Origin of the sequence: Pseudomonas sp. NPDC008258 (assembly GCF_042956345.1) — a bacterium.
Taxonomy (GTDB): Bacteria; Pseudomonadota; Gammaproteobacteria; order Pseudomonadales; family Pseudomonadaceae; genus Aquipseudomonas.
On sequence record NZ_JBIBGE010000017.1, the window covers coordinates 21543 to 34926 of the forward strand.

10 protein-coding genes are annotated in these 13384 nt (G+C 62.7%); 2 read left to right on the plus strand and 8 right to left on the minus strand.

All coding sequences use genetic code 11. The features are described 5' to 3' along the window. Positions 1-133: 133 nt before the first annotated feature. Positions 134-1888: a phosphoethanolamine transferase CptA gene (locus ACFY9W_RS15410; RefSeq protein ID WP_391131679.1), complete on the minus strand. Its 1755-nt coding sequence runs from the start codon at positions 1886-1888 to the stop codon at positions 134-136. A gap of 157 nt (positions 1889-2045) precedes the next feature. Here ACFY9W_RS15410 and ACFY9W_RS15415 point away from each other — a divergent pair, with 157 nt between their 5' ends. Beyond that, on the plus strand, positions 2046-2204 hold the full coding sequence (locus tag ACFY9W_RS15415; protein ID WP_391131681.1) for a DUF2986 domain-containing protein: 159 nt from the start codon (positions 2046-2048) through the stop codon (positions 2202-2204). A 325-nt stretch (positions 2205-2529) separates the two neighbouring features. Here the strand turns inward: ACFY9W_RS15415 and ACFY9W_RS15420 are convergent, their stop codons facing one another. Further along, positions 2530-2904, minus strand: coding sequence for a hypothetical protein (locus tag ACFY9W_RS15420; protein WP_391131683.1), 375 nt, complete (start codon positions 2902-2904; stop codon positions 2530-2532). A 291-nt stretch (positions 2905-3195) separates the two neighbouring features. Continuing rightward, positions 3196-4569, minus strand: coding sequence for an MFS transporter (locus tag ACFY9W_RS15425; protein WP_391131685.1), 1374 nt, complete (start codon positions 4567-4569; stop codon positions 3196-3198). A gap of 288 nt (positions 4570-4857) precedes the next feature. On the opposite strand from ACFY9W_RS15425, the gene quiC reads away from it, so the two are divergent. After that, positions 4858-6765: a 3-dehydroshikimate dehydratase QuiC gene (quiC, locus tag ACFY9W_RS15430; protein WP_391131687.1), complete on the plus strand. Its 1908-nt coding sequence runs from the start codon at positions 4858-4860 to the stop codon at positions 6763-6765. A 120-nt stretch (positions 6766-6885) separates the two neighbouring features. On the opposite strand, the gene ACFY9W_RS15435 is transcribed toward quiC, so the two are convergent. The 5 genes from ACFY9W_RS15435 to ACFY9W_RS15455 all read right to left on the minus strand — a co-directional run bounded on the left by ACFY9W_RS15435 (position 6886) and on the right by ACFY9W_RS15455 (position 13203). Further along, on the minus strand, positions 6886-7554 hold the full coding sequence (locus tag ACFY9W_RS15435; RefSeq protein ID WP_391131689.1) for a methyltransferase domain-containing protein: 669 nt from the start codon (positions 7552-7554) through the stop codon (positions 6886-6888). Between the two features lie 88 nt (positions 7555-7642). Further along, complete coding sequence (locus tag ACFY9W_RS15440; RefSeq protein ID WP_391131691.1) at positions 7643-8506, minus strand: diguanylate cyclase domain-containing protein; 864 nt, start codon at positions 8504-8506, stop codon at positions 7643-7645. A gap of 283 nt (positions 8507-8789) precedes the next feature. Then, positions 8790-10118 (minus strand): TolC family outer membrane protein, encoded by a 1329-nt coding sequence (locus ACFY9W_RS15445; RefSeq protein WP_391131694.1) that lies wholly within the window; start codon positions 10116-10118, stop codon positions 8790-8792. A gap of 1 nt (position 10119) precedes the next feature. Next, a complete protein-coding gene (locus tag ACFY9W_RS15450; protein WP_391131696.1) occupies positions 10120-11460 on the minus strand; it encodes an HlyD family type I secretion periplasmic adaptor subunit in 1341 nt (446 codons plus the stop codon). Between the two features lie 6 nt (positions 11461-11466). Next, positions 11467-13203: a type I secretion system permease/ATPase gene (locus ACFY9W_RS15455; protein WP_391131698.1), complete on the minus strand. Its 1737-nt coding sequence runs from the start codon at positions 13201-13203 to the stop codon at positions 11467-11469. Positions 13204-13384: the final 181 nt, after the last annotated feature.

The window sequence follows — 13384 nt, forward strand, 5'->3', positions numbered from 1 at the left end:
TCAACGGGGGTTGGGATCGGGTCACCGGGGCATTTGTATCGCTTGTGAGATCGCGCGCCGCCCGCGCGGCGCGCGATCTAACAGGCGCTAGAGGTGCTGTGGCGGACACCCGCGAACGCCTACAAGAAACGTGTCAATGGCCGCTACTGGCCGTCTCCTGCACCCGCTCGGCCTTGTCCAGCGGCAGGTGGTCGAACTCGCGCAAGCCATCCTTGCGGTACGGGTCACCAATCCAGCGCGGCGCTGCCACAAACTGCGGGCTTACCAGGCTCTTGGCCGGCTCATAGTGGTCATAGCTCAACCCGGCCAGGTCGGAGAGGGTGTGTATCAGGTGCGAGCTGCTGTACGGGCGGTTGGCCATGGCCTGCAAGTCGCGTGGGTGCTCGGCTTGCCAGCTGGGTGAGGTCCAGAGCAGGAACGGGATGGTGTACATCGGTCGGGTCGGTGCACCTTCGTTGCGCCCCAGCCGGTCGTGGTTACCGGAGCTGTACACGTCTTCACCGTGGTCGGACAGGTACACCAGGAAGCCATTGGGGCTGCCGGCCGAGTAGCGCTTGATCAGGCTCGACACCACGTAGTCGTTGTAGCGCACCGCGTTGTCATAGAAGTTGTAGGTTTTTACCTGGTCTGGCGTCAGTTTGCCCGGCACGCCCTGGTTGTCGGTGAAGTGGGCGTAGTCTTTGGGGTAGCGGAAGCGATAGTCCATGTGCGTGCCTAGCAGGTGCACAATGATGAACTTGTTCGGCGCGGGGTCCTGCAGGGCCTTCTCGAACGGCGCCAGCACCACGTCATCGTACTGGCTGGCATTCTGGTTGCGCTGGTTGTTCAGGTATACCGGCGCGTCCGTTTGCTGCGAGAAGGTGGTGAGCATGGTGTTGCGCTTGGTCATGGTCTGCTGGTTGGTGATCCAGAAGGTCTTGTAACCGGCCTGTTTCATCAGGTTGATCAACGACGGGTCGGTGAGGAACCGGTCCGGGTTCTGCTCGTCGCCGAAGGTGAGGATCTGCTGCATCACTTCGATGGTGTAAGGGCGCGGCGATACCACGTCGCGGAACACCGTCAGGCCCTTGTCGCTGGCAGCCAGCGCGTCGAGGTTGGGGGTGGTGTCGCGGTTGTAGCCGTACAGGTGCATGTGCTCGCGGGTGGTCGACTCGCCCAGTACCAGCACCAACGTGCGGGGCGCCGTACCGCTGCTGTCATGCAGGTTCTTCAGGGGCGGCAACGCGGCGTTCTGGGCCAGCAGTTCCTGCATGTTGTCCAGTTGCTGGCGATACTGCCGGTAGCCGACCAGCAGTTGCCAAGGCACGGCGGGCTCCATGCGTTGCTGTACCTTCTCGGCAGCGTCGGCGAAGTTGCGCTCCTGGGTGACCATTTGCTTGTAGAACGGGTACACCAGGTTCGCCACCAGCAACAAGGCGACCACCGGCAGACGGCTGCGCAGCGGCAGGTTGACCGGGCGCACACGCTTCCACAGCAGCACCGCCACCAGCGTGTACAGCAGCAACGCCAGGCCCAGCCACACGCTGAAGTACTGGCTGAAATACTCACCGGCTTCTGCGGTGTTGGACTCGAACATGACGAAGATGACGCTTTGCGAGAACTCCTGGCGATAGATGCCGAAGTAGCTCAAGCCCACCAGCGATGCGGCCCACAGCACCAGGCCGATGACCGCCGCGGTGGCGCGGGTGAAGCGCGGCACCAGCAGCACGGGCGCCAGCCACAGGCTGCTGAGGAAGAACGCATCGCGAAAACCGGCGAAACCGGTTGTACCACTGAACAGCAGCAACGCCTGGGTTACCCCGGAAAAGTACCAGAAGAACAGCAAAAGCCAGCCCAGGCCGGCCCAGTCCACGCGCTTGTGCGCGGCGGGGGATGAAGTGTGTGACACGTATGCCTCGTCGTACCTTGGCGGCCAGCAGGTGTGCGCGTGACCGGAAAGGGCGTGACGCTAATCTGAAGGGTGTGAAAAATACGTCAATGCGGCGAATTACAGGGTGCAAGGGTATGATGGCGTAAGCAAAAAAACCTGACAGGCCCTGTGGAACATGAATCGTCGTAAGAAGATCAACCAGCTGTTGAAAGCGCATGCCAAGAAGGCCAGTGCCAAGCTGGCGCCGCGCAAGCCCAAATACATCTGCAAGGCTGACCGTTTGAAGATGGAGGCCGAGGCGGCGGATATGCAGCAACCGGCAGATGCGACGTAAATCGGTGCGCCAGCGCGGTTGGTGTGGGAGCGGGTGTGCCCGCGAAGCAGGCAGCACGGAGGATGGCACCGGCGCTGACGGTGTTCGCGGGCATGCCCTAATGCCAGTCAGTTAAGCCATTCGGGGCCGCTTTGCGGCCCATCGCAGGCAAGCCAGCTCCCACAGGGACTGCGCAAAACTTGAGATCTGCGCGGCACCTGTGGGAGCTGGCTTGCCGGCGATGGGCTGCACAGCAGCCCCAATGTGCCTTATAGGTTTAACCGACTGGCAGTAGGGCACGCCCGCTCCCACAGAAATCGCGCCTACTTTCAAAATCACATTGGCTTCAGCGGCGGTAGTAGCGGTGGTCGTCGTAGTGGCGCTGGTGCATGGCCCGCTCATGGCGGCGCTCCCAGTCCCGGCGTTTTTCCCAGTCCCTGCGCCGCTCCCAATCCCGCCGTGCTTGCTCACGGCGCCACTGCTCACGGCGCCAGTCGCTTCTGTGGTCATGCCAGCGGTCGTCGTCGTGCGCCAGCAGCGTGGCTGGCTGTGCAGCGGCCACGCTGGCTACCCTCGACCAGGGGTTGCCGGCAGGCTGCAAGGGTGACTGAACGGCCGGTGCCGCCACCGCCGGTGCTTTCATTTGTGTTGCCGATGCCGAGCCCACCGCCGCGAACGAGAACAGGCCGAGCAGCACCAACCTTGCGACATGTATTTTCATGAGCGAAGCCAACCTCTGATAACAATTGAGCCATCTGGCCAGCAGGTGTGGAGCGAACGTTGTCTCGCGTTCCGCGACCTTTCTGTGCCTCACACATAGACAGGCAATCAGGAAAAAGTTCGCTGCAGCAACAACTTGTAGAACTTTTGAGGGCTGAGCCGGTTGACGCCGTTGAGCGTGCGCTGCGAGGGAGGAGGGGGGAGTTGCTGGGGGCCATGCACCGTGTTGCCATCCTCGCGGCACAAGCCGCGGGAGCGCGAAAGGGCTGCAAAGCAGCCCCTCAACGGTCTATCAGTGGCTCACTGCCTGAAAGCTGCCTTTACGGCTGGCTTCATACGCGGCTTTCTCCATCGGCTTGGCCTCTGGGTTGCCCAGGTCTTCCATCGCCAGGCGGTGGGTTTCCGGGGCGATGTAGGCCGCCAGGGCGCACACGCAGGTGATGAAGAACGCCAGGCCACCCACCACCAGCGGGATGTTGTCCGAGCCAGGCGGGGCAACCAGGGCGAACAGCGCCGGCAGCATGGCAGTCAGCATGGTGCCGATGTTTTGCGCGATGGCCATGGCCGAAACGCGGTAGCGGGTGTGGAACAGCTCTGGGTAGAAGCTTGGGAAAACCGCGTTGTAGCCTTGGTAGACCATGCCCCACATGACGATCGAAGCGGCGAACGCCAGTGGCACGTTCTGGATGCTGATTGCATACAGGTAGACGAAGGCCAGCAGGCCAGAGCCCAGGCAGCCGGCGATCATGGTCGGGCGACGGCCGATCTTGTCCGACAGGTTACCGACAAACGGAATCACCAGCACTGCGACGATGTTGCCGACCACTGGAATCCACAGGTACACGCTCTTGTCGAAGCCGATGCCATAGGCCGGCTGCACCGCATAGGCTGCACCGAAGATGGTGGCCACCACCGGGATCACGTTCATCAGGGCCATGAACATCACCAGTACCATGTGTTTCCAGCTGTGGCGGAACGCTTCGCTGATCGGCGACTTGGCCACTTTGTCCTGCTTCTCTTCCTTCACGAATGCCGGGGTTTCGTGCACTTCCTTACGAATGATGAAGCCGGCAATCAGCACGATGGCGCTCATCAGGAACGGAATGCGCCAGCCCCATTCGGTGAAGGCTTCGCTAGGCATGAAGTAAGCCAGTGGCAGGAACACGGCCGCCGCCAGCACCTGACCGGCCTGCACGCCTTGCAGGGTAAAGCTGGCGTAATAGCCTCTGCGACCGAAAGGTGCGTGCTCCATGATCATTGAGCTGGCACCCGAGATTTCCCCGGCCACGGCAAAGCCCTGGATCAGGCGCAACACCACCAGCAAGGCCGGGGCGAGGTAACCGATGTCGTGGTAGGTGGGCAGCAGGCCGACGGCCATGGTCGACAGGCCCATCAGGAACATGCACAGCAGCAGGACGTTCTTGCGCCCGCGGGTGTCACCCCAGTGGCCCAGCACGAAGGCGCCAACCGGACGCGCCAGGTAGCCCACACCGTAGGTGGCCAGCGAGGCAATAATGGCCATTTTCGGATCGGTATTGGGGAAGAAGATCTGCGGGAAAATCAGCGCAGCGGCCTGGGCGTAGATGAAGAAGTCGTAGTACTCGAGTGCCGAGCCTATCCATCCACTGGCGGTCGCTTTTTTGGCTTGCGAGCTGGAGTGAGCCATTGTTGTCTCCGTTGTTATTGTTGTTTGCGCAGGTTCCGCCAGGGGTTATGCCAAGGCAGGAGGCAGAGGTCGGTGTGCCTGCGTCTGGGTCTCATGTTGACCCTGGGGCAGCGGTCTAGCAATTCGCTAAATTGGGTTTTGTGCGATAATCGAACGCAAAACTAACCATTCCGTACAAAGATATTGAAGCGACGACTGTACCTGCGAATAATCGATCGTGCCATAAACTGTGACAGTGGTTTTTACCTGACTGGCACCGTATTTTTCTAACAACAAGGAACTCCCGCCATGCAGCGTTCGATCGCCACCGTGTCCTTGAGCGGCACCCTGCCGGAAAAGCTCGAAGCCATCGCCGCCGCCGGTTTCGACGGCGTCGAGATCTTCGAAAACGACCTGCTTTATTACGCCGGCAGCCCGCGCCAGGTGCGCCAGATGTGCGCCGACCTGGGGATTGCCATCACCCTGTTCCAGCCGTTTCGCGACTTTGAAGGCTGCCGCCGCGACCGCCTGCAGAAAAACCTCGACCGCGCCGAGCGCAAGTTCGACCTGATGCAGGAACTGGGCACCGACCTGGTGCTGGTGTGCAGCAACGTGCAGGCTGATGCCCTGGGCGATGAACAGTTGCTGGTCGACGACTTGCGCCTGCTGGGCGAACATGCCGGCAAGCGTGGCCTGCGCATTGGCTACGAAGCCCTGGCCTGGGGCCGCCACGTCAACACCTACCAGCAAGTCTGGAACCTGGTGCGCCAGGCTGACCACCCGGCGCTCGGGGTGATTCTCGACAGCTTCCATACCTTGTCGCTCAAAGGTGACCCAAGCGCGATCCGCGACATTCCCGGCGACAAGATCTTCTTCGTGCAGATGGCCGACGCGCCGATCCTGGCCATGGACGTGCTGGAGTGGAGCCGGCACTTCCGTTGCTTCCCGGGGCAGGGCGAAATGGACATGGCCGGCTTCCTGGCGCCAATCCTGGCCACTGGCTACCGGGGGCCGCTGTCGCTGGAAATTTTCAACGATGGTTTCCGCGCCGCGCCACCTCGGCAGAATGCCGCCGATGGCCTGCGTTCGCTGCTGTACCTCGAAGAGCAGACCCGCCTGCGCCTGGAGCAGGAGAACACGCCGATCGAGCCCGGCGTACTGTTCACGCCACCTGCGGCCAGCACCTATGGCGGCGTGGAGTTTCTTGAGTTTGCGGTCGACGAAGCCGTCGGCGCGCGCCTGGGCAGCTGGCTGAAGCGCCTGGGCTTTGCCGAAGCCGGCAAGCACCGCAGCAAAGACGTACAGCTGCTGCGCCAGGGCGATATCAACATTGTGCTGAACGCCGAACCGTATTCTTTCGGCCACAACTTCTTCGAGGCCCACGGCCCGTCGCTGTGCGCCACTGCGCTGCGGGTCAAGGACCAGCAGGCCGCCCTGAAGCGTGCAACGGCCTACCGAGGCCAGCCGTTCCGCGGCCTGGTCGGCCCCAACGAATGTGAAGTACCGGCGGTACGTGCCCCGGATGGCAGCCTGCTGTACCTGGTAGAGCAGGGCACTGCCGGCCAGACCTTGTACGACACCGATTTCAGCCTGGACAAGAACGCTACCGCCACCGGCGGCCTGCGCCGCATCGACCACATGGCCCTGGCCTTGCCGGCCGAGTCGCTGGACAGCTGGGTGCTGTTCTACAAGAGCCTGTTCGACTTCGCCGCCGATGACGAAGTGGTGCTGCCCGACCCGTATGGCCTGGTCAAGAGCCGCGCCCTGCGTAGCCAGTGCGGCACCTTGCGCCTGCCGTTGAACATTTCGGAAAACCGCAACACCGCCATCGCCCATGCTTTGTCCAGCTACCGCGGTTCGGGGGTGCATCATATCGCCTTCGATTGTGACGACATCTTCCGTGAAGTAGCACGGGCGAAGCTGGCTGGGGTGCCGCTGCTGGAAATCCCGCTCAACTACTATGACGACCTGGCAGCGCGCTTCGATTTCGACGACGAGTTCCTCAGCGAGCTGGCGTATTACAACGTGTTGTACGACCGCGATGCGCAAGGTGGCGAGCTGTTCCACGTGTACACCGAACCGTTCGAGGAGCGCTTCTTCTTCGAGATCATCCAGCGCAAGGGTGGCTATGCGGGTTATGGTGCGGCCAACGTGGCCGTGCGCCTGGCGGCCATGGCCAAGGCCCGCAGCGGCGCAGCGCGCAAGCCGGTGCTGTAGTTGCCTGTAGGCCTCATCGCCGGCAAGCCAGCTCCCACAGGATCACCGCAGCCTGATAGGCCAATGCAGTACCTGTGGGAGCTGGCTTGCCGGCGATGAGGCCGGTAGAGCTGCAGCTGTTCAGGGCTGCTCAGCCACCATCAATAATGACTGCGGCACCGCACTTTGCGGGTGCTGCGGCTCCTGCAAACCGACCAGCCGCCACCCGGCCATGTCCAGCGCATTCAGCCAGCTGGCCAAGGTGCGGAAATACCAGGGCATTGGCTGCCAGTCTCCGTCAAACCCGGCAAATGATTCCTGCCGCCAGCCATCCTGATAATCCCCGTCGGCCACGCTCCATGGGTGCAGTGTCTGGATCACCAGTGCGCCACCCGGCACCAGCAGATCATTCATCGCCGCCAACAGCGGAATAATGTCCTGATGCAACAGCGCGAAGTTGGCGCAGACCAGGTCATAACCCTTGCCCACATACACCTGCGCATCGGCCAACTGTGCATAACTGGCCAGGTGCACCTCGGCCGACCCCGCAGCGCGCGCGGCATCTACCAGCATCCGGTCACCATCAACGCCCACAGCTTCGATACCGCGGTCGTCCAGCGCACGCAGCAACCAGCCCTCGCCACAGCCCAGGTCCAGTACCCGCCCGGGCTGGCGGCCAAGGATGGCAAGCAGGATGGCCTGGTCGGTGACCTGGCGACGGCTCTCGATGCTGCCGCTGCGCACGGCGTCAATCCAGGCTTGGGCGTTGTGCTGCCAGCTGTCGAGCAGGGTGCTTTCAAGGTCAGACATGGTGGTGTCCCGGTGGTTGAACTTGCGTTGTGTTGAAACGCTACCTTGATGTTGAAAAGGGCCCGCGCAGTGGGCAAGGGGGGTATGCCTACCCGGTCGCAGTGCGTTTTCGTTTGACCCGGTACATATCCCCATCGGCATGACGCAGCAGCATGTCGGCATCGTGGCCGTCCTCAGGGAAGCGGGCCACGCCAATGCTGCAGGATGGCGCGTCCATGCCTGGCAATTCGGCGCCGAGCGGTTCGGCCATGGCTGCCAGGATGTTCGCCACGTGTTCGCTAATGGCCTCTGGCGACGGGCAATCGGTCAGCAGCACGGTGAACTCGTCACCGCCCATGCGCGCCACCGTGTCGGTGGCGCTTACGCAGCCTTCGAGGCGCCGCGCCAGCGTGCACAGCACCCGGTCACCCACAGCATGCCCGTGCACATCGTTGATTTGCTTGAAGTCGTTGATATCCAGAAACAGCAACGCCAGCGTGCGATCGTGCCGCCGAGCGGCGGCAAGGGCAGTGGCCAGCCGTTCATTGAACATGGCGCGGTTGGCCAGCCGGGTCAGCGGGTCATGATGGGCCAGAAAGCGCAGTTCATCCTCGGCCTGGCGCAAGGCGGTCACATCCCGCGCCACACCGATACGCGCTTGAGCCTCTTCGGACCAGCTGGCTGCCCACAGGATGTGCACGATACCGCCATCCTTGCGCACATAGCGGTTACGGAAATCGTAATGGTGCTGGCCGTTCATCACCCGCACAATTGACGCGCGCGTGGCCGCCAGGTCGTCAGGGTGCATGTAGTCGGTGATCAGTGTGCCGACCAATTCAGCGGGCTTGTAACCCAGCAGCGCCTCGCAGGCATCGCTGACAAAGGCGATCTGGTTATCCCTGTCGACCACGAACACGGTGTCCAGCATCAGGTGGATCAACCTGGGGTACAGCGCTTGAAGGTCTACGGGCATGGGGCAGGGCGTCCACGGCAGGGTGTCCGATCATAGCGCGAAGAATTGCGTCGCAGCTATGCATAGGCTTCAACGTCAACGTTGCTCATAGAGCCGCACATCACTTACTGATTTAGCAGGGACCCTGTGGGAGCGGGCGTGTCGAGGCGTCGAACCGCCGCGAACACCGGCGCAGCCGGTGCCATGCACCGCGTTGGATTCTTCGCGGGCACGCCCGCTCCCACAGCGCAGCCCAATGGGCTGAGCAATCCCCCACAAGAATCGCGTCAACCTTCAGATCCCCTCAATTGGTCACCAATAGCTCAGGCCCGAGGTAATCATTGATCTGTTCGATATCATCATCCCCCAGGCTGCCCACCGACGAGGCCAGGCGCAGCCGCGACATCAGGTAGTTGAGCTTGGCCTCGAACAGGTCGTGGCGGGCGTCATACAGCAGCTCTTCGGCATTGAGTACATCCGAGTTGGTGCTGGTACCGCCCTCCTTGAAGCCCTTGCGGGTCGAGAGCAGCGAGCGCTCGTTGGAGGCCACGGCCTTTTCCAGTGCATGAACGCGCAAGGCGCCACTCTGCACGCCGCGGTACTCGCGGGTGGTGTCGGAAATCACCTCCTGGCGCGTGGCGTCCAGTTCGTCCAGGGCCTTGGAGCTGTTGGCGCTGGCCTGGCGGGTGAGGGCACTGGTGCTGCCACCGCTGTACAGCGGAATGTTCAGCTCCAGCCCGATCGAGCTGTAGTGGTTGCGCTGGTCAATCTCGGAAATCGACTGGCTGCTGCCGGCGGTATAGCCCGCCACGAAGTCCAGGGTAGGGTAGTGCCCGGCGCGGGCGCGTTTCACTTCTTCTTCGGCCAGCTCGTAGTTGTGCCGGCGCGCATGAATCAGCGGGCTGTCCGCCTGGGCTTTCACCAGCCAGTCCTGCAAGTTGCCCGGCATCAGGGGCGGTGTGCTGAAGCCCGGTTGCAAGGTGATCAGCGAGTCAGGGGTTTCACCGATGTATTCTTCCAGCTTGCGGCGGGCGTTGATCAGGTTGTCCTGAGCCTCGATCAGGTCTGCTTCGGCCAGGTCACGACGGGCTACCGACTCGTCGACGTCGGTGATGGTACCGGCGCCCAGCTCCTTGCGCCGCTTCGCCGACGCCAGTTGCTCGTCGAAGGCGTTAAGCTTGGCCTTGGCCAGGGTGATGGTTTCGCTGGCAAGCAGCACGTCGAAGTAGGCGTCTGCCAGGCGCACGGCTGCGTCCTGGCTCTTGGCATCGAACACCGCCACGCTGTAGTCGGCCCGTTGCTGGCCCTGGCGGTATTCGGCCATCTTCTGCTTGTTGAACAGCGGTTGGCGCAGGCGCACATTGGCCCCTTTGGAGTCGTAGTCCAGGTCTCGATCCTGGCCACTCTGGCGCTGGCTGCCATTGACCCTGTTGAAATAGGCCGAGGCATTGATCTGCGGCAGCAGGCCGGCCTCGCCGATGGCGCGGTTCTCGCTGCCGGCTTGTTTCTCATGCACGGCGGCTTGATAGATCGGGCCCTGGTACTGCAACAAATCCCAGGCTTGCTTCAGGTCCATGGCACTGGCCTGTACGGCAACCCCCAGCAGGCACAACATCAGGCACGGGCGTTTCATGTCATTGCTCCTTGAACGCGGCGTCGACGCGTTCGAGCATGGGTTTGAGCAGGTAGCTGAGCAGGTTGCGCTCGCCGGTCTTGATGGTAACGGTGGCGGGCATGCCGGGGCGGATGTGGTTGCTGCCCAGCAGGCTCATGCCGGCTGGCGTCACGTCAACCTGGGCCAGGTAGAACGGCTGCTTGCTTTCCTCGTCGAGCAGGCGGTCGGCGGAAATGGTCTTCACCCGCCCCGGAATGTTCGGCGTTTGCGCGTGGTTGAAGGCGGGGAAGGCGATGTCCACGTCCAGGCCAGGCATCATCTTGTCGATGGCCTGCACCGGGATCATTGCGTCTACCTGCAGTGGCTGGTCGAGCGGTACCACCTCCATGATCTTGGCACCTGGCTGGATGATGCCGCCGACCGTGGCAATGCTCAGGCCCTGAACCATGCCGTCGATCGGTGCGCGGATCACCGTGTGGGTCACTTCGTAGTCCAGTGCGCGCAAGCGGTCGGCCAAGGTGGTGTTTTCCTTGGCGGTGTCGGTCAATTGCGATTCCACTTCCTTCAGGTAATCATGCTGGCGCTGCAATATGCGCAGCTTGATCTCGGTGGCCTGGCTACGTGCCCGGGCAATGTTGTTGAGGTTTTCTGCCTGGCCGGCAGACAGGTCGGCATTGCTGCGCTCCAGTTCCAGCAGGCGGTTGCGCGGCACATAGCCCTCGGCGGCCAGTACCCGGGTGCCTTGCAGTTCCTGGTTGAGGAAGCCGATCTGCGAGGCGCGGGCGCCGTATACCTGCTGCAGGCCCTTGAGCTGTACCGCCGAGGCGGTGAGGTTTTCCTCAAGGATGCTCAGTTCACCCGCAAGGCCGGCACGGCGGGTATCGAGCAGGCGCTGTTGCAGGTCCATGGCCGCCAGCAGCCGTGGGTCATTGGCGTAGTGCTGGAGCAGCGCAGGGTCGAAGGTGACCGTGTCGCGGCCGTCACGTTCGGCTTCCAGGCGGTTTTCCACGGTCTTGCTGACGATGTACTGGGCACTGAGCGCGCCTTGCTCGGCCACGGCGCGCAACGCGTCAAGGCGCACCACCTCCTGGCCTTTTTTAACCATATCGCCTTCGCGCACCAGGATCGCCTCGACCGTGCCGCCGGTCAGGTGCTGCACCGCCTTGCGGTTGCTGGTGACCTTGACCGTGCCGGTGGCCACCACGCCTGCGTCCAGTGGCGCCAGGCATGACCACAGCAGGAAGCCGCCAAAACCGGCGATCACCATCCATACGCCCCAGCGAGCCGGCCGGCCTGCGTCAAGGTCGATCAGGTCTTTGGCTTCGGCGGGAATCAATTCGGAGTGTTGAGTCAGCTGCATGATCGGCTACTCCCGTACTTTGACCGAAGCCAGCGGGGCCGTATTGGCCGCTGGAATCACGCTGGCCTTGCGCAGGGCCGCGAACACTTCGTCGCGGCTGCCGAGCATGTACACAGCGCCTTCGCGCAACATCAGTATCTTGTCGACTGCACACAGCACGTTGGGCCGGTGGGAAATCAGGATCACCGTTGCACCGCGCGCCTTCAGCTCGGCCAGTGCATCGACCAAGGCCTTCTCGCCGATGTCATCAAGGTTGGCGTTGGGCTCGTCCAGCACCACCAGGTTGGGTTCGCCATACAGTGCGCGGGCCAGGGCGATGCGCTGCTTCTGGCCGCCGGACAGCGGGGTGCCATCGGCCGCCAGGCGGGTGTCGTAGCCCTGCGGGAAGTGCAGGATCATGTCGTGTACGCCACTGCTGCGGGCGGCGCGAATCACTGCGTCGCTGTCCACTTCGGCGAAACGCGCGATGTTTTCGGCGATGGTGCCCTCGAACAGTTCCACATCCTGCGGCAGGTAGCCCAGCCAAGGGCCCAGTTCGGCCTTGTTCCAGGTGAAGATGTCGGCCCCGTCCAGGCGCACCTTGCCCGCCTGGGCTGGCCACACCCCCACCAGCAGGCGGGCAAGGGTGGACTTGCCAGAAGCCGAAGGGCCGATGATGCCCAGGCTCTCACCCGGCACCAGGCTGAAGCTCACTCCGCGCACGATGCTGGCGTTGGTGCCGGGGGCGCCGGCGATCACGTTTTCCACGGCCAGCATGCCCATTGGCCGTTGCAGCGACATGCTCGGTGGCCGTTGCGGGTAGTCCTGCAGCAGCTCGTTGAGCCGGCCCCAGGCCAGGCGGCAGCCCAGCAGTTGCTTCCACGAGGCGATCACCTGTTCCACCGGGCCGAGGGCGCGGCCAGTCAGGATCGAGCAGGCGATCATCATGCCGGGGGTGATCTTGCCTTCGATGGCCAGCAGCGCGCCGGTCCCAAGAATCAGCGACTGCAAGGTGATACGCACGAAGCGCCCGGTGCTACTGATAAGCGCCGCGCGGTCGGAGGCCAGGGTCTGCATCTGCAGGATGCGCAAATGGCCCCGGTACCAGCGCTTGCCGATTGACGGCAGCATGCCCATGGCCTCGATCACTTCGGCGTTGCGCAGGTTGTTGTTGGCGTAGCTGGCCGACGACAGGGACGCCTGGTTGGCTTCGGCCAATGGCTTTTGCGTGGCCTTTTCGGTGAGGTAGGCCAGGCCCACCAGGATCATCGAGCCGATCATCGTGACCAGCCCGAGCCAAGGGTGGATCAGGTAGCAGACCACCAGATAGATCGGCGTCCACGGGGCATCGAAGAAGGCGAACAGGCCGTTGCCGGTCAGAAACTGGCGCACCTGCGCCAGGTCCTGCAGGGCCTGGGCCGGGTTGCCGCCAGCACGGCTCAGGTTGCGCTCGAAGGCAGCGCTGAAAATGCGTCGGTTTAGCGCCATGTCCAGGCAATTGCCTACCCGGATCAGCACCCGGGTACGGGTCATCTCCAGCGCCGACATCAGCAGGAACAATCCGACGACCAGCAGGGTGAGCATGCTCAGAGTGGTGACGTTGCGGCTGACCAGGGCGCGGTCATATACCTGCAGCATGTAAACAGCTGGCGTCAACATCATGACGTTTATCACGCCGCTGAAGGCGGCCAAGGCATAGAAGCTGCGGCGCAGGCGAAACAGTGTGTCGGCCAGTTCTGAACGGGTACATAGCGGCTTTTGCATCGAAGGCCTCCCTTTTCACAAAACGGGGAGCCCTTGCGACGCCCCGTACAACGGTAATTCTGGCTTCTGGATGGCTCGCAAACGGGGGGACCGCTGCGCTCTTGTCGTAAGCAGCAGCGTAGGGCGTACCGAAACACCTTGTAATATCTTTTTGCTCTATAAATTCTTTGAACTTTTCATA